25 protein-coding genes are annotated in these 25,426 nt (G+C 68.3%); 21 read left to right on the top strand and 4 right to left on the bottom strand.

What is annotated here, in order from left to right; genetic code table 11:
• Nucleotides 1–28 precede the first annotated feature (28 nt).
• The 3 genes from JNG39_RS02475 to JNG39_RS02465 all read right to left on the bottom strand — a co-directional run bounded on the left by JNG39_RS02475 (nt 29) and on the right by JNG39_RS02465 (nt 5,584).
• Complete coding sequence (locus JNG39_RS02475; protein ID WP_368309471.1) at nt 29–874, bottom strand: DUF3014 domain-containing protein; 846 nt, start codon at nt 872–874, stop codon at nt 29–31.
• A 184-nt stretch (nt 875–1,058) separates the two neighbouring features.
• Nucleotides 1,059–4,511 carry a methylmalonyl-CoA mutase family protein gene (locus JNG39_RS02470; protein ID WP_368309470.1) on the bottom strand — a complete coding sequence of 1,151 codons (3,453 nt, stop codon included), beginning with the start codon at nt 4,509–4,511 and terminating at the stop codon, nt 1,059–1,061.
• Between the two features lie 155 nt (nt 4,512–4,666).
• Nucleotides 4,667–5,584 (bottom strand): alpha/beta fold hydrolase, encoded by a 918-nt coding sequence (locus JNG39_RS02465; protein ID WP_368309468.1) that lies wholly within the window; start codon nt 5,582–5,584, stop codon nt 4,667–4,669.
• A 178-nt stretch (nt 5,585–5,762) separates the two neighbouring features.
• On the opposite strand from JNG39_RS02465, the gene JNG39_RS02460 reads away from it, so the two are divergent.
• The 4 genes from JNG39_RS02460 (at nt 5,763) to JNG39_RS02445 (ending at nt 8,471) form a co-directional block, all read left to right on the top strand.
• Nucleotides 5,763–6,104 carry a hypothetical protein gene (locus JNG39_RS02460; protein WP_368309467.1) on the top strand — a complete coding sequence of 114 codons (342 nt, stop codon included), beginning with the start codon at nt 5,763–5,765 and terminating at the stop codon, nt 6,102–6,104.
• Nucleotides 6,105–6,302: 198 nt separating this feature from the next.
• Nucleotides 6,303–7,406, top strand: a complete 1,104-nt coding sequence (locus JNG39_RS02455; protein ID WP_144911018.1) for a Glu/Leu/Phe/Val dehydrogenase dimerization domain-containing protein — start codon at nt 6,303–6,305, stop codon at nt 7,404–7,406.
• 11 nt (nt 7,407–7,417) lie between these two features.
• Complete coding sequence (locus tag JNG39_RS02450; RefSeq protein WP_368309466.1) at nt 7,418–7,795, top strand: hypothetical protein; 378 nt, start codon at nt 7,418–7,420, stop codon at nt 7,793–7,795.
• A 454-nt stretch (nt 7,796–8,249) separates the two neighbouring features.
• Nucleotides 8,250–8,471 (top strand): cold-shock protein, encoded by a 222-nt coding sequence (locus tag JNG39_RS02445; RefSeq protein WP_368310794.1) that lies wholly within the window; start codon nt 8,250–8,252, stop codon nt 8,469–8,471.
• A 103-nt stretch (nt 8,472–8,574) separates the two neighbouring features.
• Here the strand turns inward: JNG39_RS02445 and JNG39_RS02440 are convergent, their stop codons facing one another.
• Nucleotides 8,575–8,709 (bottom strand): hypothetical protein, encoded by a 135-nt coding sequence (locus JNG39_RS02440; protein WP_368309465.1) that lies wholly within the window; start codon nt 8,707–8,709, stop codon nt 8,575–8,577.
• 422 nt (nt 8,710–9,131) lie between these two features.
• On the opposite strand from JNG39_RS02440, the gene JNG39_RS02435 reads away from it, so the two are divergent.
• The 17 genes from JNG39_RS02435 (at nt 9,132) to yccS (ending at nt 25,241) form a co-directional block, all read left to right on the top strand.
• The gene (locus JNG39_RS02435; protein WP_368309464.1) at nt 9,132–9,401 is read left to right on the top strand and encodes an acyl carrier protein; all 270 of its coding nucleotides are present in this window, start codon (nt 9,132–9,134) and stop codon (nt 9,399–9,401) included.
• A 7-nt stretch (nt 9,402–9,408) separates the two neighbouring features.
• The gene (locus JNG39_RS02430) at nt 9,409–10,209 is read left to right on the top strand and encodes a glycosyltransferase family 2 protein (RefSeq protein WP_368309463.1); all 801 of its coding nucleotides are present in this window, start codon (nt 9,409–9,411) and stop codon (nt 10,207–10,209) included.
• A complete protein-coding gene (locus JNG39_RS02425) occupies nt 10,197–10,802 on the top strand; it encodes an outer membrane lipoprotein carrier protein LolA (protein ID WP_368309462.1) in 606 nt (201 codons plus the stop codon). The genes JNG39_RS02430 and JNG39_RS02425 overlap by 13 nt, the downstream gene beginning before the upstream one ends.
• Nucleotides 10,799–13,198, top strand: a complete 2,400-nt coding sequence (locus tag JNG39_RS02420; RefSeq protein WP_368309461.1) for an MMPL family transporter — start codon at nt 10,799–10,801, stop codon at nt 13,196–13,198. The genes JNG39_RS02425 and JNG39_RS02420 overlap by 4 nt, the downstream gene beginning before the upstream one ends.
• Nucleotides 13,195–14,448 carry a beta-ketoacyl-ACP synthase gene (locus JNG39_RS02415; RefSeq protein WP_368309460.1) on the top strand — a complete coding sequence of 418 codons (1,254 nt, stop codon included), beginning with the start codon at nt 13,195–13,197 and terminating at the stop codon, nt 14,446–14,448. Before JNG39_RS02420 ends, JNG39_RS02415 begins: the two co-directional genes overlap by 4 nt.
• Nucleotides 14,448–15,674: a beta-ketoacyl synthase gene (locus JNG39_RS02410; protein WP_368309459.1), complete on the top strand. Its 1,227-nt coding sequence runs from the start codon at nt 14,448–14,450 to the stop codon at nt 15,672–15,674. The genes JNG39_RS02415 and JNG39_RS02410 overlap by 1 nt, the downstream gene beginning before the upstream one ends.
• Complete coding sequence (locus tag JNG39_RS02405) at nt 15,671–16,405, top strand: beta-ketoacyl synthase chain length factor (protein ID WP_368309457.1); 735 nt, start codon at nt 15,671–15,673, stop codon at nt 16,403–16,405. The genes JNG39_RS02410 and JNG39_RS02405 overlap by 4 nt, the downstream gene beginning before the upstream one ends.
• Nucleotides 16,387–17,166: a lysophospholipid acyltransferase family protein gene (locus JNG39_RS02400; RefSeq protein WP_368309455.1), complete on the top strand. Its 780-nt coding sequence runs from the start codon at nt 16,387–16,389 to the stop codon at nt 17,164–17,166. Before JNG39_RS02405 ends, JNG39_RS02400 begins: the two co-directional genes overlap by 19 nt.
• Nucleotides 17,163–17,441, top strand: a complete 279-nt coding sequence (locus tag JNG39_RS02395) for a phosphopantetheine-binding protein (protein WP_368309454.1) — start codon at nt 17,163–17,165, stop codon at nt 17,439–17,441. Before JNG39_RS02400 ends, JNG39_RS02395 begins: the two co-directional genes overlap by 4 nt.
• Nucleotides 17,434–18,609, top strand: a complete 1,176-nt coding sequence (locus JNG39_RS02390; RefSeq protein ID WP_368309453.1) for a hypothetical protein — start codon at nt 17,434–17,436, stop codon at nt 18,607–18,609. The genes JNG39_RS02395 and JNG39_RS02390 overlap by 8 nt, the downstream gene beginning before the upstream one ends.
• Nucleotides 18,602–19,555 (top strand): glycosyl transferase, encoded by a 954-nt coding sequence (locus JNG39_RS02385; RefSeq protein WP_368309452.1) that lies wholly within the window; start codon nt 18,602–18,604, stop codon nt 19,553–19,555. Before JNG39_RS02390 ends, JNG39_RS02385 begins: the two co-directional genes overlap by 8 nt.
• Nucleotides 19,545–19,991: an acyl-CoA thioesterase gene (locus JNG39_RS02380; RefSeq protein ID WP_368309451.1), complete on the top strand. Its 447-nt coding sequence runs from the start codon at nt 19,545–19,547 to the stop codon at nt 19,989–19,991. Before JNG39_RS02385 ends, JNG39_RS02380 begins: the two co-directional genes overlap by 11 nt.
• A complete protein-coding gene (locus JNG39_RS02375; protein WP_368309449.1) occupies nt 19,988–20,707 on the top strand; it encodes a class I SAM-dependent methyltransferase in 720 nt (239 codons plus the stop codon). Before JNG39_RS02380 ends, JNG39_RS02375 begins: the two co-directional genes overlap by 4 nt.
• On the top strand, nt 20,704–21,882 hold the full coding sequence (locus JNG39_RS02370; protein ID WP_368309447.1) for a beta-ketoacyl-ACP synthase: 1,179 nt from the start codon (nt 20,704–20,706) through the stop codon (nt 21,880–21,882). Before JNG39_RS02375 ends, JNG39_RS02370 begins: the two co-directional genes overlap by 4 nt.
• Nucleotides 21,879–22,349 carry a 3-hydroxylacyl-ACP dehydratase gene (locus tag JNG39_RS02365; protein WP_368309446.1) on the top strand — a complete coding sequence of 157 codons (471 nt, stop codon included), beginning with the start codon at nt 21,879–21,881 and terminating at the stop codon, nt 22,347–22,349. The genes JNG39_RS02370 and JNG39_RS02365 overlap by 4 nt, the downstream gene beginning before the upstream one ends.
• Nucleotides 22,346–23,074: a 3-oxoacyl-ACP reductase FabG gene (fabG, locus tag JNG39_RS02360; RefSeq protein ID WP_368309445.1), complete on the top strand. Its 729-nt coding sequence runs from the start codon at nt 22,346–22,348 to the stop codon at nt 23,072–23,074. Before JNG39_RS02365 ends, fabG begins: the two co-directional genes overlap by 4 nt.
• Before the next feature lie 88 nt (nt 23,075–23,162).
• Entirely contained in the window at nt 23,163–25,241 is a 2,079-nt protein-coding gene (gene yccS / locus JNG39_RS02355; RefSeq protein ID WP_368309444.1) for a YccS family putative transporter, read from the top strand.
• Nucleotides 25,242–25,426 lie beyond the last annotated feature (185 nt).

Raw genomic sequence — 25,426 nt, 5'->3', positions numbered from 1 at the left:
ATCGGCGAAAGCCGCGAAGCGAAGCGGCTCAATGCACCGGCGCCGTTTCCACCGTCGAAGCCGCCGCCGGCGCGTCCGCCACGATCGCTTCGCGCAATGCCCGCAGCTTCTCCTTCAGCTTGGCCTCGTTCTCCGGCCCCACGCGCACCATGAACTTCTGCCCCACCGAAAGCTGCTCGTAGGTCGGGTTCGAATACACGTAGCCCTGTTTTTCGGGCAGCAATTGCAACGCCCCCTTGGGCTCGGGCGCCTCCAGCAAGTGATCGATCACCTCGACCAGCCGGTCGTTGAAATACCCTGCGGTACCGAGGTCACGGTACGCCTGCTGGAACAGTGGGTAGTTGCGCTTGTACCAGGCCGCGGCGGCTTTCGCCGGCACGCGATCGGCCACGTACATGTAAGTGTCGTAACGCGCGTAGTTCTTCTTCGACTCCACGAACATCCCGTCGGCGGACTGCACCTGGAAGGTGCCGGTCGGCGTACGCAAGGGAAGGACGTTCATACCGATCGTCTGCTTGGGCAACGCGTCGATGGTGGAGACCATGCGGGAAACGATCGCCTCCGGTCGCAGCAGCGACTTCAGGGCCCCGTCGCCGGACATCGCCAGCAGCGCCGACAAGACGGCGTCGTCGCTCTGGTCGAGCGGCGGCAGTGCGGCCGTGGAGGTGCCGGCGGGCGTCGCGATGGGATGCTGCGGCAACGCATCGTGGGCGGCCGTGGCGGAGGACGACGAGGACGCCACGTTCGCGAACGGCGGCGCGCCAACCGCTTCGCGCGCCCGTTTCTCGCGATAGATGAAGACACCTGCCACCACGAGGATGGCGACCACCAGCAAACCCGCCACCCACTTCGAACCCGACGACTGACTGCTCAAGATAACGCACTCCGCTTTGAACCAACCCCCATGGGACTACGAACGGTGGGGATGGTTCAAGGTTGACCCGCTGACGATATCGCGAGTCCGTTTCGCCGATGCGATCGGCTCCCACCCCTTCGGTAGCCAGCGTTCGGCGGACCGGCTACCGAAGGGGTGGGAGCCGATCGCATCGGCGAAGCTCTTACATGTTGCGGCGATACTCGCCACCCACGTCGTACAAGGCGTGGCTGATCTGGCCCAGGCTGTTGTTCTTCACCGCCTCCATCAGCTGCTCGAACACGTTACGACGCTCGCGCGCGGTGTTCTGCAGGATACGCAGGCTATCCGGCGCGAGGCCATTGCGGGCCGTGCCGTAGAGCTTCACGTTGTCGATCTGCTGGCCTTTTTCCTCCGGTGTGGAGCGGATCAGCTCGATCTCCGTGGCGATCTCGCCGCCGTGATCCTTGGGCAGGAAGGTGTTCACGCCGATGAGGGGTAGCGAGCCGTCGTGCTTCTTCTGCTCGTAGTACATCGACTCCTCCTGGATCTTGCCGCGCTGGTACATCGTATCCATCGCGCCGAGCACGCCGCCGCGCTCGCTGATCGCCTCGAACTCCTTGTAGACCGCCTCTTCGACCAGGTCGGTCAGCTCGTCGACCACGAAGCTGCCCTGCCAGGGATTCTCGTTGAAGTTCAGGCCCAGCTCGCGGTTGATGATGAGCTGGATCGCCACCGCGCGGCGCACGCTCTCCTCGGTGGGCGTGGTGATCGCCTCGTCGTAGGCATTCGTGTGCAGGCTGTTGCAGTTGTCGAACAGCGCATAGAGCGCCTGCAAGGTGGTGCGGATGTCGTTGAACTGGATCTCCTGCGCGTGCAGCGAGCGGCCGGAGGTCTGGATGTGGTACTTCAGCATCTGGCTGCGCGCGCTGGCACCGTAGCGCTCGCGCATCGCGCGGGCCCAGATACGGCGCGCCACGCGGCCGATCACCGTGTATTCCGGGTCCATGCCGTTGGAGAAGAAGAACGACAGGTTCGGGGCGAAATCGTCGATCTTCATGCCGCGCGCGAGGTAGTACTCCACGATGGTGAAGCCGTTCGACAGCGTGAAGGCGAGCTGGCTGATCGGGTTGGCACCGGCCTCGGCGATGTGATAACCCGAGATCGATACCGAATAGAAATTGCGCACCTTGTGGTCGACGAAGTACTGCTGGATGTCGCCCATCATGCGCAGCGCGAATTCCGTGCTGAAGATGCAGGTGTTCTGCGCCTGGTCTTCCTTGAGGATGTCGGCCTGCACGGTGCCGCGTACCGTGGCGAGCGTGTACGCCTTGATGCGCGCATAGGTTTCGGCGTCCACCACCTCCTCGCCGGACACGCCCAGCAGCCCCAGGCCGAGACCGTCGTTGCCCTTGGGTAGCTCGCCGTTGTACCGGGGGCGGTTACCGTCGGGATAGAGCTCGGCGATGCGTGCGTTGACCGCCTCCCACCGCGACGCGTCCTCGTTGAGGTACTTCTCGACGTTCTGGTCGATCGCCGTGTTCATGAACATGGCGAGGATGATCGGCGCGGGCCCATTGATGGTCATCGACACCGAGGTGGACGGGGCGGACAGGTCGAAGCCGGAATACAGCTTCTTCATGTCGTCGAGCGTGGCGATGGACACGCCGGAATTGCCTATCTTGCCGTAGATGTCGGGGCGCGGCGCGGGATCCTCGCCGTAGAGCGTCACCGAATCGAACGCCGTGGACAGGCGCGCGGCACCGCCGCCCAGCGAGAGGTAATGGAAACGGCGATTGGTGCGCTCGGGCGTACCCTCGCCCGCGAACATGCGGGTGGGATCCTCGCCCGCGCGACGGTACGGGAACACGCCGCCGGTATACGGGTAGTGGCCGGGCAGGTTTTCGCGCATGAGGAAGGAGAGCAACTCGCCCCAGTCCTTCGTCTTCGGCGGCGACACCTTGCGGATCTTCTGGTGGCTGAGCGACTCGCGGTAGTTCTCCACGCGGATGGTCTTGTCGCGTACCGTGTATTCGTTGAACTCGGCGGTGACCGACTCGAAACGCGCCGGCCACTCGCGCAGCAGGTTGATCGCCTCGCTGGTCAGCTCACGCACGCTCTCGTTGTAGCGCTGGCGCAAGGTGGACAGCGAACGGTCGCCGTCGACGTTGAGCAGGGCATGGTCGTAGAGATCGAACGCGCGCGGCAGCGCTTCGTCGCCGATGTCCTTGAGCGATTCGTAATAGTGCTGCGCCTTGCTGGCCGCTTCGGCCTGCCGGCCGATGGACGCGTTGACGCCACGCCCCTGCTCCGCGATCTCCGCCAGGTAACGCACGCGGCTGCCCGGGATCAGTACCGTGGCGCGCGGCTCGCGCAACGCGGTATCGACTTCCGGCGTCCAGGCGGCATCCGGCAACGAGAGCTTCTCGCGCAGCAGGCGGCACAGGTTGGAGAACATCCAGGTCACGCCCGGATCGTTGAACTGGCTGGCGATGGTGGGGTACACCGGCACCTGCTCGTCGGTGAGCGAAAACGCCGTGCGGTTGCGCTTCCACTGCTTGCGCACGTCGCGCAGGGCGTCTTCGGCACCGCGCTTGTCGTACTTGTTGAGCACCACCAGCTCGGCGAAGTCGAGCATGTCGATCTTCTCCAGCTGGCTGGCCGCGCCGTACTCGCTGGTCATCACGTAGACGGGGAAATCGACGAGATCGACGATTTCCGAATCGCTCTGGCCGATGCCGGCGGTTTCCACGATCACCAGGTCGTACGACTGCGCCTTGAGGAAATCGATGCAATCGTGCAGCACCACCGACGTGGCGGCGTGCTGGCGACGCGTGGCCATCGAACGCATGTAGACGCGCGGGCTGCGCAGCGAGTTCATGCGGATGCGGTCGCCCAGCAGGGCGCCGCCGCTGCGGCGACGGGTGGGGTCGACGGCGAGCACGGCGATGCGCATCCGGGGAAACGCATGCAGGAACCGCAGCAGCAATTCGTCCACCACCGAGGATTTGCCCGCGCCGCCCGTGCCGGTGAGGCCGAGTACCGGCGTCTTGCCGCCGGCGAGCTTCCATTCCTTGCGCAGCCGTTCGAGGTCGGCCGCCGCGAGGTGATCCTCCTCGATCGCCGACAGCATCGCGCCGATGGAGATCTCGTCGTCGATGGAAGGCGTGCTCAACGAAAGCGCGACGCGATCCTGCTGCGCGCGGCGCGTGCGCAACATCACGTCTTCGATCATCTCGGCCAGGCCGAGCTTCATGCCGTCGTTGGGATGATAGATGCGCTCCACGCCGTAGGCCTGGAGTTCGCGGATTTCCTCCGGCGTGATGGTGCCGCCACCGCCGCCGAACACGCGCACATGCCCCGCGCCGCGCTCGCGGAGCATGTCCACCATGTACTTGAAATACTCGACGTGGCCGCCCTGGTACGACGACAGCGCGATGGCGTCGGCATCTTCCTGCAGGGCCGCGCGCACCACGTCTTCCACCGAGCGGTTGTGGCCCAGGTGGATCACCTCGGCGCCCTGGCTCTGGATGATGCGGCGCATGATGTTGATGGCCGCGTCGTGCCCGTCGAACAGGCTCGCCGCCGTGACGAAACGCAACGGCGTCGCCTCCGCGTCGCTCTGGCTGGCGGGGATGTGCTTGGGCTGCGAGCTCATGAAAACTCCGGAAAACGCGGGCGCTGGAAGGGGGAATGACCAATTCTAGCGCTGGTGCCCTCGGCAGCTCTGACGCAGTGCAGCGAAACCGGGCGTTCGTTCGCCGGTGCGATCGGCTCCCACCCCTTCGGTGGAAACCAGCTGCCGAAGGGGTGTCAGGCCTGCATACCCTCGTCGACGCCGATGAGATCGACGCCCGACAAAAACGCCAGCGCAGCCGTCATCACGCACTCGTCGTCGACGATGCGCCGGTGCCCGAGCCGTCGTGTCTTCAGCAATTGCGCCCCCGGCCAGAGGCTGGCGTAAAGCTCGCCCTCCTCCACCGGCACGTCGCGATCGAAGCAGTCGTGCACGATCAACGCCGGTTGCCGGCGCCGGGGCGCGTGATGCCGGATGTGGAGGTCGTCGATGGGCACGCCGGTGCGAGCCGACAGGCCCTCATGCAACGCTGGACGCAGATGCTCGCCCAAGCGGACGAATCGCGCGAAACGCCGGGTGGCGGCCTGCGGATCGGCGGCCTGCGGATCGGCGGCCGGCGCGATCAGCACGACGCGCTTCGCCGTCCAGCCGTCGTCGAGTGCCAGCGTGATGGCCGCACCGCCGAGCGAATGCGCGATCACGCCCACCGCATCGCCGTAATGCCGTCCCACCGCCGCCGCCGTGCGCACGAAGTCGGGCAAGGTGCACAGGTCGCCTCCGCTGTGGCCGTGGGCGGGCTGGTCGAAGGCCACGGCCGCCCATCCCTTCGCAAGGAGGTGCGGCACCCAGTTCTCCCAGCGCAGGCCCATGCTCGACCAGCCATGCGCCAGCAACACGTAGGGCTGGGTGGAAGGGTCTCCCCATACGTAGGTGGCGATGGGGAGTCCGTCGACCTTCACGGTGTCGCGCCGCGCCGTCATGCCCTGGGCCGCGTGCGCCGCGCGCTTCCGGCTGCTGGGCAAGGGGGTCTGGAACACGCGCGCCGCATGCGCCACCGTGCGCGAGGGCGCCAGGATGCTGCCGAAGCGGTAGGCGAGGCGGATGCCGAGCAGGGTCGCGACGGTGCGGGCGCCGAAGCGGCGGGGAGGTTTCATGGGCGGGAGCGTGTAGGTCGGCGGGCTGGGCTGGGAGCGCGACACCGGACAGGGCTTCATCCGCCTCTCGCTTTCGCTTAGCTGAACACCCGACCCCGTGTCGGGTCAACCCGATGAAACCGCGCCCCGTTCTTGCGCCCGAGCCCGCACCCGCGGACATCCCGAGGAGAGATTCACCATGACGCGCCTTACCCGCACCTTTGCCGCCGTGGCCGCCCTGGGCCTGGCCTTCGGCGCCGCGAGTTTCGCCCCGCCCGCCGCCGCGCGTGAATACGTGTCGGTCACCGTCGGCACGCGTCCGCCGCCGCCCCGCTTCGAGCGCGTACCGCCGCCGCGCGCAGGCTACGTGTGGGCACCCGGCTACTGGAACTGGTACCACGGCCGTTACGTGTGGGTCGGCGGGCGCTGGGCCGCCTACCGCCCGGGTTATGTCTACCGGGCGCCGGTCTGGCACCCCTACGGCCGCGGCTGGCGCATCGAGCGCGAGACCTGGGTGCGCGATCCCCACTGGCACCGTTAAGAAAACATGAGTTGTTGCGGCGCACCTACACGCCCCCTTTTTCGGGGTTAAACTACGCAACTGACAAGACACATCGCCCCCGCCCTGAACCGGCCGGGGCGATTTTTTTGGACGGTCAACCACCGACCCATGGCGCTTCGCCATAGGTAATCACCTGATAGGCGGGCTGCTGCCGCCTGCAACTGGAGTTCGAGTTCGATGATTTTCGAAACCATCGCCAACACGGGACACGAAGAAGTCGTCTTCTGCCACAACAAGGACGCCGGCCTGAAGGCCATCATCGCGATCCACAACACCGTGCTTGGCCCGTCCCTCGGCGGCCTGCGCATGTGGCCGTACAAGAGCGAGCAGGACGCGGTGAACGACGTGCTCCGCCTGTCGCGCGGCATGACCTACAAGAACGCCGTCGCGGGCCTGAACCTCGGTGGCGGCAAGGCCGTGATCATCGGCGATCCCTCCAAGGACAAGTCCGAAGCGCTGTTCCGCGCCTTCGGCCGTTTCGTGAACTCGCTCAACGGCCGCTACATCACGGCCGAGGACGTCGGCATCGACGTCAACGACATGGAATACGTGTTCCGTGAAACCGAATACGTCACCGGCGTGCACCAGGTGCACGGCGGCTCGGGCGATCCCTCGCCGTTCACCGCGTTCGGCACGCTGCAGGGCCTGATGGCGGCACTGCAGGCCAAGCACGGCAACGAAGACGTGGGCAAGTACAGCTACGCCGTGCAGGGTTGCGGCCACGTGGGCAGCGAGTTCATCAAGCTGCTGCGCGAGCAGGGTGCCAAGGTGTTCATCACCGACATCAACAAGGACCTCGTGCAGCGCTACGTCGACGAACTCGGCTGCGAGGCGGTTGAACTCGACGAGATCTACGACGTCGACGCCGACGTCTACAGCCCCTGCGCACTGGGCGGCACGGTCAACGAGCAGACCATCGACCGCATCAAGGCCAAGATCATCTGCGGCGCGGCCAACAACCAGCTCGCCACCGACGCCATCGGCGACGAACTGGCGCGTCGCGGCGTGCTCTACGCCCCCGACTACGCCGTCAACGCCGGCGGCGTGATGAACGTCTCCCTCGAGATCGACGGTTACAACCGCGAGCGCGCGATGCGCATGATGCGCACCATCTACTACAACGTGGGCCGCATCTTCGAGATCTCAAAGCGCGACGGCATTCCCACCTACAAGGCCGCCGACCGCGTCGCCGAAGAGCGCATCGCCGCCATCGGCAAGATCCGCCTGCCGCACATGGGCAACAACGCGCCGCGGTTCCAGGGGCGCATGCGCGGTCAGTAACGGTTTAACTCATGCGCGATGAGAAGCCACCGGAGCAATCCGGTGGCTTTTTTCTTGCCAAAACCCTGCAGGACCACATCCAATATCGAAAGCCGGATACTGGAGACGAACGGCATGGGATGCCGTTCACCCAACATGATAAGGAGATCGTGACCATGAAGGTAACTGGAACAATCACGTACATCAGCGCATACGACGCACAAATACAAACTGACTCCCCGGTCCGCAGTGATGGACCCACTGCAGGTCAGACAAGTACCGTCCATTACCGGCAAGAGACGTTGGACAATAGTTGGCTAAACCGCAGAGTTCAGTTTGATTACGATCCGAACAATAGTGCTTATTCCGTCACAAATGTTCGGAAACTTGATTACAACCCCTATGGCTGACGTTTAAAAAAACACGACTGTCAGTGCCTTTCTGCTGAGAAGCGCCTCGGTTACACAACCTGTCGCCGGGGTGCCCGTGTGAGGGCTGATGGCTAAAACCGTGCCGTGGGGCGCGCAATGCACATAGTGCGTGCCATCTACTACGACAGGGGCCGCATTTTGGAGATCTCCCAGCGCGACGGCATCCCCAGCTAGAAGGCCGCCGACCGCGTCGCCGCCATCGGCAAGATCCGCCTGCCGCACATGGGCAAAACGCGCCGGGTTTCCAAGGGCGCGTGTGCGTTCAGCAAACGTCTCATGGCTCCGCATCGGAAAAGAACCACCGGAGAAGTCAGGTGACTTTTTTCTTGCCGAGAAGTTCTTCGGCTATATGGGCTATCGCCAGGATGTCGTATGAGGGCTAACGTGCGATAACCGCAGCAATGCGGGATCACCATCAAGGACGAAAACGATGATCGAGCACGGGAAAGTGAAGTGGTTCAACAACGCCAAGGGTTTTGGCTTCATCGCACGCGATAGCGGCGGCAAGGACGTCTTCGTTCACTTCAAGAGCATCGTGGGGAACGGATACAAGTCGCTCAACGAGAACGATGAAGTAACCTTCGAAGTCAAGGATGGCCCCAAAGGGCCGCAGGCGGAAAACGTTACGCCGAAGCATGTGCGCGCGCCGAAATGACGTAGCGAGCCAGTGGAGGCGGACCGCGCCGATGGCGAGTCTGGCTGTGCGCCATCGACGTACGCAACGGATGCGGCAGGTCCGCCTCCAAGGCGAGAGGGCCTCAACGGCCGGCCTCGACGACCGGGGCCGAGCCGGCGAACGGGGCGGGCGAGACCAGCATGGTGCTCAGGGTCAGCAGGCTGGCCAGCACGGCGGCGACGAACAGGCCTTTGAGCAGGCGGGTTTCGATGTTCATGGCGGTTTTCCTCCTGGTGGGTTTCGCCAGGGGTGTTGCATGCGCCGTGCCAACCGCGTCGAGCGCGGGAAAGCCCGTCGCGGCGCCGATTTTTGCGCTTCGCCGCGCGGACCGGGGTGTCCGCGGACGGGCATCGGTGTCCGCCGGGCGCGGACGGGGCTGTCCGCCTACACGAACCGCCACGGCAGGAACCTGCATCGACCCGGGCTTTCCGGCCAAGCGATCTGGTACACTTCCGGCGCCCTCGGCATGGCGTAAGACTTTGCTTGCGCGATGCTTTTGGGCAGGGGGATGCCGCCGACGGGGCGGCCACAACCGTATATATCGATCACGACCTTCGTCGCTCCGGCGACGGTGCCGCCCGCTGTCGCCGCAAGGCCGCCGGGCGCCCGGCGCGGGGGCTGAAATGGACTTACCGAGCTATGAGCGCGATCCCAGCAGAAACCTTCACCTTCGACGATGTCCTGGCGCGCCTGCGTTCGGTACTGCAAGAGACCTTCGAGATCGACCCGGCACGGGTCACGCCGGAGGCGAACCTGTTCACCGACCTCGAGCTGGACAGCATCGACGCCATCGACCTCGCCATCCAGGTGCAGGACATGACCGGCACCCGCATCAAGCCGGAAGACTTCAAGAGCGTGCGCACGGTCGGCGACGTGGTCGCGACGGTGCAGCAGCTCGTCGCGCGCTAAGCGGTTCATGACGGGCACGGGCAGGTCCGGCACGGAAGGCACCGCGCGGCAGTTCACGCCCTGCGCGGTGGTGCCGATCTACAACCACGGTCGCAGCATCGCGGCGACGGCGAACGCGCTCGCCGCCCACGGGCTGCCGGTGATCATCGTCGACGACGGCTCCAACGCCGAAACGCGCGCCATCCTCGACGCCCTCGTCGCGGGACGCGACGATCTCCGCCTCATCCGCCTGCCGGTCAACGGCGGCAAGGGCAAGGCGCTCACCGCCGGTTTCCTCGCCGCCTTCGAGGCCGGCTACAGCCACGTGCTGCAGATCGACGCCGATGGCCAGCACGACACCGCCGACGCGCCGCGCTTTCTCGCCGAGGGCCGTGCCGCACCCGAGGCGATGGTGTGCGGGCGCCCGATCTACGACGACTCCGTGCCGAAGGCCCGCCTCTACGGCCGCTACCTCACGCATGCCTGCGTCTGGGTGGAAACGCTGTCGTTCGGCATCCAGGATTCCATGTGCGGCTACCGGCTGTATCCGTTGGCCGCCACCCGCGCGGAAATCGCGCGCAAGCCCCTGCCCGCGCGCATGGACTTCGACACCGAGATCGCCGTACGCCTCTTCTGGCGCGGCGTGCCGGTACGCAACCTGCCCACGCGGGTGATCTATCCGGAGAACGGTCTGTCGCACTTCCGCATGTGGCGCGACAACGTGCGCATCAGCGCCATGCACACGCGCCTGCTGCTCGGCATGCTGCCGCGCGCGCCAGGCCTCGTGCTTCGCCGTTTCCGACGCAAGGACCCCGCATGCGCCGCCTGATCGTCCTGATCGTCCTCCTGTTCACGGGCACGGCGCACGCCACGCCCACGCTCGTCGACGACGTGCTCGCCCACCTGTCGACGCACCAGGCCGTGCGGGCCGATTTCACGCAAACACGCGACAACCCCGCGCTGGCCGCGCCCCAGGTCAGCCACGGCGAACTGCTCTTCGCCGTCGGCCACGGCATGTTCTGGCATACGCGCGAACCGTACGACGACACGCTCGTCTTCACCGCCGGGGGCACCTCGCGCGTGGATGCGCAGGGCCACGCACAACGGGTGCGTGACGTGAACCGCGGCATCGGCCAGGTCACGGCCATGCTCCAGGGATTGCTCGCGGGCAGGAGCGACGAGGCGGCGCGCCAGTTCGACATCGCCGCCGACGGCGACCTCGCGCACTGGACCTTGCGCTTCACGCCAAGGCAATCGCGCATGGCCCGCGTGCTCAAGGACATCGCGCTGAAGGGCGGTGAATTCCTCGACGGCATCGAGGTGGACATGGCCAACGGCGAGACCACCCGCCTCGATTTCTCGAACACGCGCGACGCGGGCACGCCCAGCGCCGTCGAAGCGAAACTGCTCGGCATCCCATGACGTCGCTCACGACCTCGGCCCGTGCCGTATTGTTCGCGTGCGCGTCGCTGGGGATGTGCCTGTTGTGCGCCTGGTTGCTGTTCGGCCGTGGGGCGTCGCCGCTGCAGACCGACCTGCTGGCCATGCTGCCGTCCACCGAGCGCAACGCGCTGGCGGAACGCGCCGTCGAACGGCTGGCCCGGGCCAGCGGCGACCGCATGATCCTGCTCGTGGCGAACGCCGACGACGCGGCCGCGAAAGACGCCGCGCGCGAGCTCGGCGAGGCGCTCGGCAAGCGTCCCGCCTTCACCTCCGTCATCGCCGAGCTGCCGCCGTTCGACCTCGATCAGTTGGTCACGCCCTTCCTGGCCCACCGTTTCCACCTGCTGACGCCCGCCGATCGTGCCCTCCTCGCCGCCCCCGGTTTCGACGCCGCCGCGGCGCTGGCGCGGCGACTGAACGAACCCTTCGGCGCCAACACCGGACCGGCGCTCGGCGACGATCCCTTCGGCTGGCTGCAACACTGGCTCGATCGCCAACCGTGGAACGGCGGCTCGCTCGTGCCGGAGGACGACCTGCTCACCGCGCACCGCGACGACGGCAGCTACGTGCTGGTCATCGCCAACCTCGCCGGCTCGTCGTACGACGATACCGTGCAGCGCCGGTCGCTCGGCGTGCTGGAAACGGCGGAACGGGACATCGTCGCGAAGTATCCCGGCACGCGCGTGCTGCGCACCGGCGCCGTGTTCTACGCCGCGGCGGCAAGGGCAGGCGCGGAACGCGATACGCACGTGGTGGGCATCGCATCCACCCTGGGCATCGCGGCCCTGCTGCTGTTCGCCTTCCGCTCGGTGCGCCCGCTGCTCGTGGCGTTCGTGTCGACGGCGCTTGGCGTGATCGGCGCCACCACGATCACCATCCTGGTTTTCGGACAACTGCACCTGCTCACGCTGGTCTTCGGCGCCGCCCTGCTCGGCGAGGCGGTCGACTATTCCATCCAGTACCTCTGCGCGCGAGCCAACGCGGGCGACGCATGGATCGCCGAGCGCGGCGTGCGTCAGGTACGCCCGGCCCTGCTGCTCGCCCTGGCCACGTCGCTGCTCGGCTACGCCCTGCTCGCGCTGGTGCCCTTTCCCGCCCTGAGGCAGATGGCGGTATTCGCCATCGCGGGCATGACGGTGGCTTGTGCGAGCGTGTTCTGGCTGTTGCCCGCCCTGTTGCGCCAACCGGCGCGCGCGCCGCTGGCGGCGCCACTCGTGCGCCTCGCCCTGGGATGGCAACGCGTCGCTTCGGGGCGGCGCGCGCTGCTCGCCATCGCCGTGCTTGCCGTGGCCGCCGTGCCCGGCTGGCTGCGCCTGGGGCATGACGACGACATCCACCTGCTGATTTCACCGCCTCCGTCGCTGGACGAACAGGCGGCCGTGATTCGCGGCATCGCCGGATTCGGTGGCGGCAGCCAGTTCTGGCTGGTGGAAGGGGCGGATGCCGAGCAGGTGTTGCAGCGGGAAGAGGCGCTGACCGATCGGCTGGATCGTGCGCACGTGGGCTGGACCGGGATGACGGCGATGCTGCCTTCCCGAAAAAGGCAGGCCGAAAACCTGCAACTTTCCTGCAACCTGGCTTTCGCCGATACGATCGGCTCCCACCCCTCCGGTAGTGAGCTTCCTACCGAAGGGGTGGGAGCCGATCGTATCGGCGAACGGACGTGCCGAAGCCGGATACGCGCAGCGCTCAGCGAGGCGGGCTTCAAACCCGACACCGCCGAGGCCTACGCCGACGCCTACCCCGGCAGCCCGTTCACCCTCGCCGACTGGCAGGCCACGCCCGCCTACACGCCGTTCCGCTATCTCTGGATGGACCGCGCCAGCCTCGTGCTGCCGCAGGGCAACGATGACGTGGCGACGCTGCGCGACCTGGCGAAGGGCCTCCCCGGCATCTCGCTCATCGACAAACCCGCCGGCATCACCGCGCTGTTCGGCCGCTATCGCGGCTATGCCAGCCTCTGGCTGGGCGGCGCCCTGCTGCTGGTCGGCGCCGCCTTCGCCTGGCGCTACGGCCCTCGCGCCGCCTGGCGCGTTCTGCTGCCGCCGGCCGCCGGCATCGTGTTCAGCGTGGCGGCGCTGGGCTACCTCGGCGAGCCGCTGACGCTGTTCCACGTGATGGCACTGATGCTCGTGCTCGGCGTGGGTGCCAACTACGCCGTCTTCCTGCGCGAAGGCGAACCGCATTCGGCGGATCGTCCCGGGGCCGCCTACGCCGGCGTGCTGCTGTCGGCCGTCACCGCCCTGCTCTCCTTCGGCCTGCTCGCGCTCAGCACGATGCCCGCGCTGAACCATTTCGGACTCACCCTGCTCCTCGGCATCGGCTTCACCGCGCTGCTCGCGCCGGTGAGCGCCCCCGGGAGGAACCACGCATGACCCACACCTCTCCTTTCCGCGCGCCAAGGCGCGTCGCCATCACCGGCATCGGCGGGATCACGCCGCTGGGCCACGACTGGACCACCATCGAGGCGCGCCTGCGCGCCCGCCGCAACGCCATCCGCCGCATGAGCGAATGGGATTACTTCGACGCCCTCAACGGTCGCCTCGGCAGTCCGGTGGACGACTTCGCCGTGCCGACGCACTGGTCGCGCAAGCACCTGCGTTCGATGGGCCGCGTGGCCCAGCTCGCCGTCGCAGCGAGCGAACGCGCCCTCGCCGACGCGGGACTGCTCGACGATCCGGCGATCAGGGACGGCCGCATGGGCGTGGCCTACGGCTCGTCGGGCGGCAGCATCGAACCGGCGCGCACCGTCGGCCACATGCTCGACACCGGCTCGATGCAGGGCGTGACCGCCACCAGCTACATCCAGATGATGGCGCACACTACGGCGGTGAACGTCGGCGTGTTCTTCGGCCTGAAGGGCCGCGTCATCACCACCTCCAGCGCCTGCACGTCGGGCAGCCAGGCCATCGGCTACGGCTACGAGGCGATCCAGCAGGGCAAACAGACCTTCATGCTCTGCGGCGGCGCCGAGGAACTGTCCGGCCCCGGCGCGGCGGTGTTCGACACCCTGTTCGCCACCAGCACGCGCAACGACACGCCCGACCTCACGCCCCGCCCCTTCGACGCCAAACGCGACGGTCTCGTGGTGGGCGAAGGTGCCGTGACGTTGATCCTCGAAGATTACGATCACGCGCTCGCGCGCGGCGCGACGATCCATGCCGAGGTGGTCGGCTTCGGCACCAACTCCGATGGCGTGCACATCACCCAGCCCACGCGCGAGACGATGGCCGCCGCGATGCGCATGGCGCTCGCCGACGCGAACCTCGATGCCTCGGCCATCGGCTACGTCAGCGCGCACGGCACCGCCACCGATCGCGGCGACGTGGCCGAGAGCCACGCGACCGCCGACGTGCTCGGCACCCATGTGCCGATCAGCTCGATGAAGAGTTACGTCGGCCACACGCTCGGTGCCTGCGGTGCGCTGGAATCGTGGTGGGCCATCGCGATGATGCGCCGCGGCTGGTTCGCGCCCACCATCAACCTCGACACGCCCGACCCCGAGTGCGCCGCGCTCGACTACGTCACCGGCGAAGGGCGCGCCATTCGCACCGACCACGTGATGAACAACAACTTCGCGTTCGGCGGCATCAACACCTCGCTCATCTTCCGGATGCCGCGTTGATGCGTCGCGTCGTCGTCACCGGCATGGGCGCGGTGTCCTGCCTCGGACCGAACCGGCGCGCACTGTTCGACGGCCTGCGCGCGGGACGCGCGGGCTTTCGCGACATGCCGGGCTTCGCCGCGCTGGGCATGCGCTGCCGCGTGGCCGCGCCGGCCGACACCGACGCGCTGGAACCGCCGCCGCGCAAGCTGCGCCGTTATCTTCCGCAGGCGGCCGAATTCGCCTGGCACGCCACGCGCGAAGCCCTTGCCGAAGCCGGGCTCGACGAAACCCGCGTGCGTGAGCGCGACGTCGGTATCGTGATGGGCGGCGCCGCGGCCTTGTCGGAATACGAAGCCGGTTTGGACGTGTTCCACGCCAAGGGCTATTCGCGGCTCTCGCCCTTCATCGTGCCGCGGAGCATGGGCAGCGCGGTGAGCGCCACGATGATCCAGGCCTTCGGTTTCGGCGGCCGGGCGTTCACCGTCGGCTCGGCCTGCACCAGCGCCACGCATGCCATCGGCCAGGCGATGGAACTGATCCAGCTCGGCCGCCAGGACATCGTCGTCTGCGGCGGGGCCGAAGAACTGCACGACAAGGCCGCCATGTGCTTCGACGTGATGCATGCGCTGTCCACCGCCAGCGTCGCGGGCGACCGCGTGTCCACGCCGTATGCCGCCGACCGCGACGGCATCGTGCTGGGCGGCGGCGCGGGCGTGCTCGTGCTCGAATCCCTCGATCACGCGCTGGCGCGCGGCGCGTCCATCCTCGGCGAAATGGCCGGCTACGGCGCGGCTTCCGACCCCGAGGGCATGATCAGCCCCAACGCCGACGGCATGGCCGAGGCGATGCACCAGGCGATCGACCTGGCGGGGATCGTTCCCGATTACGTGAACGCCCACGCCTGCGCCACGGTGCAGGGCGATGCCGCCGAGTGGGAGGCTTTACGCCGCGTCTTCGGCGATCGAGGGCATCCCGTGCCGTGGATGTCCTCGATCAAGGGCCTCACCGGCCATGCGCCGGCCGCCGCGGGCGCGCTCGATGCCATCGCGTCCATCGCCATGATGGAAGCCGGCGTGCTGCTCGGGCCGGCCTATCCGTCGACGGTGGACGACGCGTTCGCCGATGCGCCGTTGCTCGATGGCGAGCGCGAGGCGCGGATCGACGCCGTGCTCTCCAACAACTTCGGTTTCGGTGGCAGCTGCGCCGCGCTGGTGATTCGCCGCTACCAGGAGCCCGGCGCGTGATCGACCTGCGCATCGAACGCTGGCGGGCCTGGGCACCGGGCATCGAGGAGGCCCGCGACTGGGCCGCCTGGGCTGCGGGCGACGCGACCGTCGCGGACGACGGCCAGCAGCCCGATTGCGCCTTCGTGCCGCCGATGCAGCGGCGCCGGCTCAGCCGTCTCGCCCGCATCGTGATGCATGCGGCGTGGCCGCTGTGCGCCGACGACGAGCAGCTTCCGTTCGTGTTCGCCTCGCGCCACGGCGAAACCACGCGCACCTTCGCCATGCTCGACGAGATCGGCCGCGAGGCACCGCTGTCGCCGACGCAGTTCGGCCTGTCGGTGCACAACGCCATCGCCGGTCAGTGGTCGATCCTGCGCGGGCAGCGCGGCGAATCGGTCGCCATCGCCGGCGAAGCCGATACCTTCGAGCATGCCGTCGTCGAAGCCGCCGGCCTGCTCGCCGACGGGGCTCCGGCCGTGATCGTCGCCATGGCCGAAGAGCGTCCCGCGGCCGCGTACGACGGCTGGATCGACGACGTGCCGTTCTCGCACGCGGTCGCCCTACGCATCGTTCCGGCCGCCGCGCCGGGCGACGGCATGCGCTGGCGCCTGTCCCTGCATGGCGACGTGGCCGGCGCCTCGCCGGCCACGGAACCGCACGCCCTGCGTTTCGTCCGCGCGCTGCACGACGGCGCGTCCCTCGAGCACCGCTGGAAGACACGACGATGGACATGGCACCGCCTGGCGTAAGGACACGCCGCGACGCATGGGCGTGGCGCTTCGTGTTCACCGCGCTCTCCTTCGCCTTCTTCGGCATCGGCGGCATCCTGCTGCGCGTGGCCATTCTTCCCGTGGTGCTGCACTGGCCGGGGCCGCCCGAGGCGCGCCGCAAGCGCGCCCGGCGTACCGTGGGCCGGGCGTTCTGGCTGCATTCGCAATTCATGTACCGCACCGGGGTGCTCACCTACCGTTTCGAAGGGCTCGAACGGCTGGGCCGCCCCGGCCAGCTCATCGTCGCCAACCACCCCTCGCTGATCGACGTCGTGTTCCTGCTCGGCCACGTGCCCGACGCCAACTGCGTGGTCAAGCACAGCCTGTGGAAGAATCCCTGGATGCGCGGACCGGTGACGGTGGCGCAGTACATCAGCAACGACGGCAGCGCCGACATGCTCGACCGCGCCGCCGAGGTGCTGCGCGACGGACAGACGCTGATCGTCTTTCCCGAAGGCACACGCACCACGCCGGGCCGGCCTCCCGTGTTCCATCGCGGCGCGGCGGCCATCGCCGTCCGCGGCGCGCGAGTGGTCACGCCGGTCTTCATCAGCGTGGAACCCACCACGCTCACCAAGGCCGAACCCTGGTACCGCATTCCGGACCGGCGCGTGCACATGCACCTGCGCGTCGGCGACGACATCGACGTATCCGCCTATCGCGACGCGCCCGCGCCGATCGCCTCGCGACGCCTCAACGAACACCTCCACCATCTCTACGCAGGGGACATGCAGGGATGAACACACCCGATCGAAGCGGGCTCGAACGCGACATCACGCAACTCATCATCGATACGCTCTCGCTGGAACACCTGACCGTGGGCGACATCGCCGCCGACCAGCCGCTGTTCGGGCAGGGCCTCGGCCTAGATTCGGTGGACGCCCTGGAACTGGCGCTGGCCTTGCAGACCACCTACGGCCTGAAGATCGCGTCGGATTCGAAAGACGCGCGGCGCCATTTCGAAACGGTGCGCAGTCTCGCTTTCTACGTGGAGTCGCAAAACCACCATGCGTAAGCTGAGCGAACTCGCGCTGGTGCTGGCCGGCGTGCTGTATCCCTTCATCGTCTACTTCGGTTCCGAGCACGTGTCGCCGCCGATGTTCGGCCTGATCCTCGGCGGCCTCTGGCTCGTGCGCGCGCCCGCGCTGCTGCGCCGGCCCGGCGGCCGCTGGATGCTTGGCATCACGCTTGCGTATTGCGCGGTGCTCGCGCTGGGCGGCGAGGAGCATCTGGTGCGCTGGTATCCCAGCCTCATCTGCGCGCTGCTCTTTGCCGCCTTCGCGCTCAGCCTGAAGTACGGGCCGCCGATCATCGAACGCATCGCACGGGTGACCGAACCCGACCTTCCCCCGGTCGCGGTGGCCTACGTGCGCAAGGTCACCTGGGTGTGGGTGATCTTTTTCGCCGCGAACGGCATCGCCTCGGGCGTGCTCGCCACCTGGGGCAGCCTGTCGTGGTGGACGTTCTACAACGGCATCCTGGCCTACGCCGTGATGGGCGTGCTCTTCGTGGGCGAGTGGGTCTTCCGCCAGCGCCTGCGCCGCCGCATCAACCAGGCGCCGATGAACGCCGCCGCCCGCCGCCTCGGTTCGCATCCCTGGGTGGCGGGAGCGGCGGGTGGTTACGCGGGCAAGCAAGGACCGGGCATGGTCGTGGCCTTGTCGCCGGCCGGGCGGATCGCCCTGCTTCGGCATGGTCGCGCCGGCCTGGTGAACGAACTGGGCCAATACGCCGCGGGCGACGATCCCCTGTCCACGCCGCTGGTGTGGCGTTTCGCCGATGCGCTGCCCGAAGCGGCGAACGTGGACGCGACGCTGCAGGCCCCGCTATCCGCCAACGCCAACGTGATCGACGAATGGAAGGACGGCGACACGCACGTGCTGCGCATCGCGCTGCCATTGGACCTGGCCTGCTTCGCCGAGCATTTTCCCGAGGCGCCCGTGTTGCCGGGCGTGACGCAGATCGGCTGGGCCCTCGACCTCGCCGCGCCGAGGCTGGGCACGCCGCGTGCCTGCCACGCCATCGACCAGTTGAAATTCCAGCGCCTGCTGCGGCCGGGCGACACCGTGGAACTGGCCTTGCGGCACGACACCGTGCGTCGCCGCCTGCACTTCGTCTATCGCGACGCCGAGGCGCCCTACTCCTCCGCCTATCTCCAGCTGGGACAGCCGCGTGATGACTGAGCCCATGACGGACGCCACGCACTGGGCCGCGCGACGCGAGCGCGGCAGCTTTCTCGGCCTGAAGTTCACGGCCTGGCTCGTGCGCCTGCTCGGCCGGCGCCCCGTGGCGCCGGTGATCTACCTCATCGTGTCGTACTTCTTCCTCACCGGGCGCCGCGTGCGCGGTCACGTGGCCGACTACCAGCGGCGCCTCGCCGCGTGGAGCGGCCGCACCGACCTGTTTCCGCGCGGCGCCGTCTTCGCGCAGTACATGGCCTTCGGCGACTGCCTGCTCGACCGCTTCGACGTGTGGCGCGGCGCGTTGCGCCTGCACTCGGTGAGCATGGACGACCCCGACGGCGTGCGCGACGCCCTGCTCGGCGGCGGTCGCGGGCAGATCCTCGTCTGCACGCACCTGGGCAACCTCGACGTCTGCCGCGCCATGGCCGAGATCGGTGAGGGCGTGGCGCTGAACGTGCTGATGCACCTGCCGCGCGCGGCGCATTTCAACCGGCTGCTGGGCGAATCCGGCGACACGCGCCTGCGCCTGATGCACGTGGGCGACCTGGACACCTCGGCCATGCTCGACCTAGCCGAACGCCTCGATCGCGGCGAGTGGCTGGCCATCGCGGGCGATCGCGTGGCCGAACACGGTGCACGCAGCACGTACGTCCCGTTCCTCGGCGCCCCGGCACCCTTCCCGCAGGGCCCGTGGCTCATGGCGGCCATGTTGCGCGCGCGCACCAACCTCGTCTGCTGCCTCAAGCGCGACGGCCGCTATCGCATCCACCTGCGCCGCTTCGACGACGCGGCCGGATGGGACCGTGGCCGTCGCGACGAGCACGTATCGGCCGCCGCCACGCGCTACGCCGACTGGCTCGCCGAGCGCTGCCTGGAGGCGCCCCTGCAGTGGTTCAATTTCCATCCGTACTGGCCCACCGTGCCGGGAGCTTCGCATGCGTACTAAAGGTATGCTCGCCGTCGAGATCGACCTCGTCGTGCCGTTCTTCGACGTCGACTCGCTCGAGGTGGTCTGGCACGGCCACTACGTGAAGTACCTCGAGGTGGCGCGATGCGCCCTGCTCGAGGACATCGGCCACGACTACGTGCGCATGAGGCACACCGGCTACGCCTGGCCCATCATCGACCTGCAGGTGCGCTACGCGCGCGCGGCCCGCTTCGGCCAGCGCCTGCGCGTGCGCGCCGAGCTGGTGGAATGGGAAAACCGCCTGAAGATCCACTACACCCTGTCCGACGCCGACAGCGGCGAACGGTTGACGCGCGCCAGCACCATCCAGGTCGCGGTGCGCCTTACCGACGGCGAGATGCAGCTCGTCTCGCCGCAGGTATTCGTCGACGACGTGATGCAACGCCTCGCCCGATCCACGGAAGACCCCGCATGAAGTTCGCCAGCCCCACCTACGTGGAAGAAACCCGCCTCGGGTTCGCCTTCCTGCGCACGCACACTTGGCAGCACCACGTGCTGCGCGTGGCCATCAACGACCTCAAGCGCCTCGTCGGCGAGCCGTTGCCGCGCGGCGGCACGCTGCTCGACGTGGGTTGCGGCCAGGGGCGCTCGTTCCGCCTGCTGCGCGACGCCTTCGCGCCGGATCGCCTGATCGGCCTGGACGCCGACCCGCACAGCATCGCGCTGTCGCGCCAGGAGTCCGACCGCGAAGGCATCGATGCCCGCTTCATCGTCGGCGACTGCGCCGCCATCGACCTGCCCGACGCCTCGGTGGACATCGTGTTCTGCCACCAGACCTTCCATCACCTCGTGGAGCAGGAGCGCGCGCTCGACGAATTCTGGCGCGTGCTCAAGCCCGGCGGCGTGCTGCTCTTCGCCGAGTCCACCAAGGCCTATATCGATACCTGGGTGATCCGCTGGTTCTTCCGCCATCCGATGCACGTGCAGAAGAGTGCCGACGAGTACATGGCCATGCTGCGTCGGCGCGGTTTCCGCTTCGACGACGCGCAGGTGTCGCTGCCCTACCTGTGGTGGAGCCGATCGAAGGACTTCGGCCTGGCCGAGCGCTGGGGCCTCAAGGCGCCGCCGCCGCCGGGCCAGCGCGAGGAAACCCTGGTGAACGTCGCCGCGCGCAAGCCGCTCGACGCATGACCGCGTACCTCAACGCGCTCGGCGTCACCTGCTCGCTCGGCCGCGGCAAGGCCGTGGTGGCGAACGCGCTGTTCGACGCCGCGCCGCACGGGCTGCGTTCGCTCGAGGGCTGGGTACCGGGCCGGGCCATGCCCGTAGGCGACGTGATCGACCCGTTGCCGGCCATGCCGGCAGGCCTGGAGCATCGCGACAACCGCAACAACCGCCTGCTGATGCAGGCCGTGCAGGACATCGAGGCGGACGTGCGCGACGCCATCGCCCGCTTCGGCGCGCATCGCGTCGGCGTGGTCATCGGCACCAGCACCACCGGCATCGAGGAAGCCACGCGCGGCATCGCCACGCGCGGCCGCACCGGGGCATGGCCCAGCGACTATCGCTATATCGACCAGGAGCTCGGCGCGCCCGCCGCCTTCGTCGCCGAATGGCTCGGCCTGGGCGGACCCGCCCATGGCATCTCCACCGCGTGCACCTCCAGCGCGCGCGCCCTGCTCACCGCGCGGCGGCTGTTGAAACTGAACCTGTGCGACGCGGTGATCTGCGGCGGGGCCGATACGCTGTGCCGCCTGGCCACGCAGGGATTCCATGCCCTCGAAGCCACCGCGCCGGAGCGCTGCCTGCCGTTTTCCGCGGCGCGTCGCGGCATCCATATCGGTGAAGCCGCCGCGGTGTTCCTGATGACCCGCGAGCCGGGCCCCGTGGCGTTCAGCGGCGGCGGCGCCAGCTCGGACGCGTACCATATGTCTTCCCCCGAACCGGACGGTCGCGGCGCGAGCGAGGCCATGCGGGCCGCGCTCGCCGCGGCCGGCCTGGATGCCGCGGAGATCGACTACGTGAACCTGCACGGTACCGCCACCGAGCACAACGACGCGATGGAAAGCCACGCGATGCATGCGGTGTTCGATCGCGCCGTGCCGTGCTCGTCCACCAAGGCGCTGACCGGCCATACGCTGGGCGCGGCCGGTGCGCTGGAAGCCGCGTTCTGCTGGCTCTCGCTCACCGATGCCGAGCGGCGCCTGCCGCCGCACCACTACGACGGCAACCCCGATCCCGCCCTGCCGCCGCTCGCCTTCGTGGCGAAGGGAACACGCCTGCCCGCCGGCCGGCGGCATCTCATGAGCAACTCCTTCGCGTTCGGCGGCAACAACGCGAGCCTCATCCTGTCCCATAGCGCATGACTTCCTGGCCCATCGAACATCTCCTTCCCCACGCCGGCCGCATGATCTGGCTCGACCGCGTGATGTCCTGGGACGCCGACACGATCGTCTGCGAGCGCGTGGTGCGCCGTGGCGGGCTCGCCACGGAACCGAACGGCCTGCCCGCCTGGGCCGGCATCGAACTGATGGCACAGGCGATCGCCGCCTGGAACGGTTGCCAGGTGCTTTCCACCGGTGGCACCGTGCGTCCGGGTTTCCTGCTCGGCACGCGTGCCTACCGGGCGAACGTGGACGTCTTCCCGCTCGGGGCCACGTTGCGCGTGCATGCCGTGCGCGCGTTCCACGACGACGACGGCATGGGCTCGTTCGTCTGCCGTATCGACGCGCCCGGCGTGGAGGCGGAGGCGCGGCTCACCGTGTTCAGTCCGCCCGATCCCTCGCCCTTCCTCGATCCCCGCAATCACCTCGACCCCAAGGCCACCCCATGACCGACACCGTCCTCGTCACCGGCTCCAGCCGCGGCATCGGCCGCGCCATCGCCCTGGACCTCGCCCGCGCGGGTTACGACCTGGTGGTGCATTGCCGCTCCCGTCGCGACGAAGCCGAGGCCGTGCAGGCACAGATCGTCGCGCTCGGCCGCTCGTGCCGCGTGCTGCAGTTCGACATCGCCGACCGCGCCGCCACCGCCACGGCGCTGGAAGCCGACGTCGCCGCGCACGGCGCCTACTATGGCGTGGTCTGCAACGCGGGCCTCACCCGCGACGGCGCGTTTCCGGGTCTCACCGACGACGACTGGGACTCGGTGCTGCGCACCAACCTCGACGGTTTCTACAACGTGCTGCATCCGCTGGCGATGCCGATGATCCGGCGTCGCGCGGCGGGACGCATCGTGTGCATCACGTCGGTGTCGGGGCTGATCGGCAATCGCGGGCAGGTCAACTACAGCGCCTCGAAGGCCGGCGTGATCGGTGCGGCGAAGGCGCTCGCCGTGGAACTGGCGAAGCGCAAGATCACCGTGAACTGCGTCGCGCCGGGGCTCATCGATACCGACATGCTCGAGCCCGAGGTGCCCGTGGAACACATCCTCAAGGCAATCCCGATGGAACGTGCCGGCACGCCGGAAGAAGTGGCGGCGGCGGTCAGGTTCCTGATGAGCCCCGAAGCGGGGTACATCACGCGACAGGTGCTGGCCGTGAACGGCGGGCTTTGCTAAAGAGTGACTTCCCGGCCATGGGTTCCTGCCTGCGCAGGAACCCAGCTTTGCATGAGGTTTTCGCGACAACCTATCGACGGCTTTTTCCATGCCCACCCTCCGCCACCTCGCCGAATCCGACCGCTTCGCCGACGTCGTCCGCGTGCTGCTCGCCCTGGGCGGCATCACCGCATGGTGCACGCTCGAAGGACCGGCCACCGCCATCGTGCCCGCGTTGCTGGGCGCCATCGCCTGCGCGCTGGCCGAAACCGACGACGCCTGGCGGGGGCGCCTGCGCGGCCTGGTGGTGACCCTCGCCTGCTTCGCCCTGGCGGCGATCGTCGTGCGCGCGACCATCGCCCATCCGGTGCTCTTCGCCATCGTGCTGCCGGCGGGCACGTTCGTCCTGGTGATGCTCGGCGCCGCGAGCGGGCGCTACGCCACCATCGCCGCGGCGACGCTCATCCTCGCCGTGTACACGATGATCGCCTCGGACGTTCCCGGCGGAGCGGAATTGTCCGCGATCCTGTTCGGCGCGGCGTGGTACGGCCTGCTGTCCCTGGCATGGAGCGTGTTCTCCCCGCAGCGCGCGGTGCGCCACGCGCTGGCCCGGCTCTACGAATCGCTGGCCGGCCTCATCGAGGCCAAGGCCGCGCTGTTCGAACCCGTGCGCGACCTCGACCGCCAGTCGCTCGAGGTCGCCTATTCGCAGCGCAACCTGCACACGGTGCAGGCGCTCGCCTCGGTGCGCGGCGCCCTGCTCGACCGCACCGGCCGGCGGCAACCGCGCGGCCGTGCCGCATCGCGGCTGGCGATGTTCTTCGTGGCGCAGGATATCCACGAGCGTATCGGCTCCTCCCACTATCCCTACGACGAACTCGTCGGCGCGCTATACCACAGCGACATCATGTTCCGCTTCGGCCGCCTGCTGCGTTTGCAGGCCACGGCATGCCGTGAACGCGCCGACGCCGTGCGCACCGGCACGCGCCTGCGCTCCATCGCGCTGCCCCGCGGCGCGCTCGACGACCTGCGCGACGCGCTGGACCATCGCCGCCATGCCTTCGCTCCCGACCAAGCGGTGGACGACGCGCTGGCCGCCCTCCTGCGGAACATGGAAAACCTGCAGGCCGCCATCGAAGACGAGGGCTCGCTGCGCGACGACGGCGACATCGCCCTGCAAGGCGACGAACCGCGCTCGCCGCGCGAAGCGCTCGCGCGGATTCGCGTGCGGCTGAACCGGCGATCGATGCATTTTCGCCATGCCGTGCGCCTCTCGGCGGGGCTGTTCTGCGGGTACCTGTTGATGCTGGCCCTGCACCCCAGCCATGGTTACTGGATCCTCATGACGACGCTGTTCGTCTGCCAACCCGGTTACGGCGCGACGCGGCGGCGGCTGATCCAACGCGTGTCCGGCACGCTGGGCGGCCTGGTCGCCGGCTGGGCCCTGCTGCAATTGTTGCCCGGCGGCGACTGGCGGCTGCCCGTGCTGGTGGCCAGTGGCGCGGCCTTCTTCGCCTTTCGGCTGCGCCGTTACGCGCTCGCCACGGGGGCGATCACGCTGTTCGTGCTGTTGTGTTTCGATCGTGTCGGCGCGGGCTACACCGCCATCGGCCCACGCCTGCTGGATACCCTGCTGGGCGCCTGCGTGGCCGCCGCGGCCATCCGCTTCGTCCTCCCCGACTGGCGCGTGCGCCGCTTCGACGACCTGGTGGCCGACGCCCTGCTCGCCTACGGCCGCTACCTGGAGCGCATCGCCGCGCAGTACGCCACCGGCAAGGTCGACGACCTGCCCTATCGCATCGCCCGCCGGGACGCCCACGCCGCGCAGGCGGCCGTCGCGGGCAACGTAGCCGAATTGCTCACCGAGCCCGGCCACGCGCCCGAACGCGGCGAACGGGCGCTACGCCTGCTGACGGCGTTGCAGGCGGGCCTGTCGCACCTTTCCACCCTGGGCGTGCACCGCCAGGCCCTGCCGCCCGCCGATGCCGACAGCGTGGACCGCCTTGCACGCCATGTCGCCGATGCGTTCGATACGCTGGCCGACCATGTGCGAACCGGCATGCCCTCGTCGGCGCTCGATGCCCCGGAGCCCCCGCCGGATGCCACGGAAACCCTTCGGCTCGTCATACGCCAATGCCGGTTGCTGGCACGCGTGCACGACCGTATCGCGGTCCTGCCGCCGGCCTGACGGTCGATACCGAGCAACGGCGCATCTGCCACCGCTTCATGACGGCCGTGGCGACGGTATCGTCATTCGCCGTCCGCACCGGCGAAGACCATGCGACCGCCGTCGGGCCCGGCCCTGGCATATGGGCCGATTGTTGCGACGCGCCGTGGCTTGGCGAGCCGCGCGCGCTACGATGGGCAGCTTTC

Source organism: Luteibacter sp. CQ10 (assembly GCF_040900725.1).
Lineage (GTDB): Bacteria > Pseudomonadota > Gammaproteobacteria > Xanthomonadales > Rhodanobacteraceae > Luteibacter.
This window is presented reverse-complemented; position numbering and strand designations above follow the sequence as displayed.